2 protein-coding genes are annotated in these 1186 nt (G+C 56.6%); both read right to left on the bottom strand.

Translation table 11 applies throughout. From position 1 onward, the window contains the following. Positions 1-225: 225 nt before the first annotated feature. Positions 226-459: a hypothetical protein gene (locus RC85_RS25930; RefSeq protein ID WP_068267868.1), complete on the bottom strand. Its 234-nt coding sequence runs from the start codon at positions 457-459 to the stop codon at positions 226-228. After that, on the bottom strand, positions 437-925 hold the full coding sequence (locus RC85_RS25925; RefSeq protein ID WP_068267866.1) for a type II toxin-antitoxin system VapC family toxin: 489 nt from the start codon (positions 923-925) through the stop codon (positions 437-439). Before RC85_RS25925 ends, RC85_RS25930 begins: the two co-directional genes overlap by 23 nt. Between the last annotated feature and the right edge of the window lie 261 nt (positions 926-1186).

Here is a 1186-nt window from a genome sequence, read left to right as displayed (position 1 = left end):
TACTCGAATACAGGCGTTGGTTGGTGCCACGCAGTGCATCCGGCACATCGGCGTTGGTCGAGACTTGTAGTTCAGGCGTTGGTTGATGCCCCGCAGGGCAGTCGGCACTTGAGTATTGGTTGAGCGTTGGGGCAAAGCGGTATTGGCCGTGCGTTGGTCGTGCGTAGGTTGTGCCCCGCAGGGCGCGAGGCGGGCAGCAAGTGTCCGCGGCTCAGTCGGATAACGTTACCGATCACCGGGCGGCGGCGATTGATTCTCCATTTGTGAACGGTCTCCACCGCCGCTCCGGTGCATCGGATGGTTATCCGCCGGCGTCCAGACAGAGCAACCAGACGCCAGCATCCGCGCGTTGGCATCAGCGGATATTGCGTGGACATCACCGTTAAATCGGTCGGAGATATCACGCCGAACCGCGTGGATTTCGTCAATGACGGGGTCAGTTTTCGGCTTCTGGATCATCGCCAATAAGCTCCTCGGGAGTGCAGATGATAGGAATGGGGACACCGAGATCGGTGAGTACCCGATGGACACGTGGGAGTATCTTCGCGTTCGCGATGTGCTTGCAATTCCAGGTCAACAGGTACTGTATTCGGTGGTGCGCGACACTTGCGATGTGCAGCGCGTCGACAGCAGCTTTGGGAGGTAATATCGCGCGAGACATGATCTCGTCGGCTATTCGGTCAATTTCAGGATCGCCGGGCAGTCGCGGGATGTCCGCCAACACGCTTAGCCGGTCGGCAGCCAAAGTTGGGTCGCCAGCCGATGCCTCGTCGACTACATATTGCGAAATCACTAGGTCATAGTTGGATCGCTCGGTGTCCCACCATTGGTGGGTCAGCAGTTGATGCGCAGCGGTGACAACCTCTTTTGCGGGTTTTTGCCGCAAGTAGCTGATTACGGAAGTTTCAATGTAAACGGTATCCATGCCATAATTGTAGCATGTCACGCCAAAGGCGGCAGACGGGCGATTTCAGTCGGATAACGGTCGGGATCACCGGGTACGGAGAGAAAAGTCAACCATCACAGAAAATCTCGCAAGCCGTACTCCGGTGCATCCTTTGGTTATCTGACTAACTTCGCGCGCGAAGAGGAGGCTTGGGAGGAACTGAAATTTTGCTTGCAAGCGAGTGCAATTTGTGCGATCAATAAAGCGCACGGATCGGGTCGCGGAGACCGTCTGCGGATT

Origin of the sequence: Rubripirellula obstinata (assembly GCF_001642955.1) — a bacterium.
GTDB lineage: Bacteria > Planctomycetota > Planctomycetia > Pirellulales > Pirellulaceae > Rubripirellula > Rubripirellula obstinata.
This window is presented reverse-complemented; position numbering and strand designations above follow the sequence as displayed.

What these genes read in the sequence shown, in the direction of transcription:
- RC85_RS25930 (WP_068267868.1), bottom strand. Translation starts at nt 459, where the DNA reads ATGATCCAGAAGCCGAAAACTGACCCCGTCATTGACGAAATCCACGCG.
- RC85_RS25925 (WP_068267866.1), bottom strand. Translation starts at nt 925, where the DNA reads ATGGATACCGTTTACATTGAAACTTCCGTAATCAGCTACTTGCGGCAA.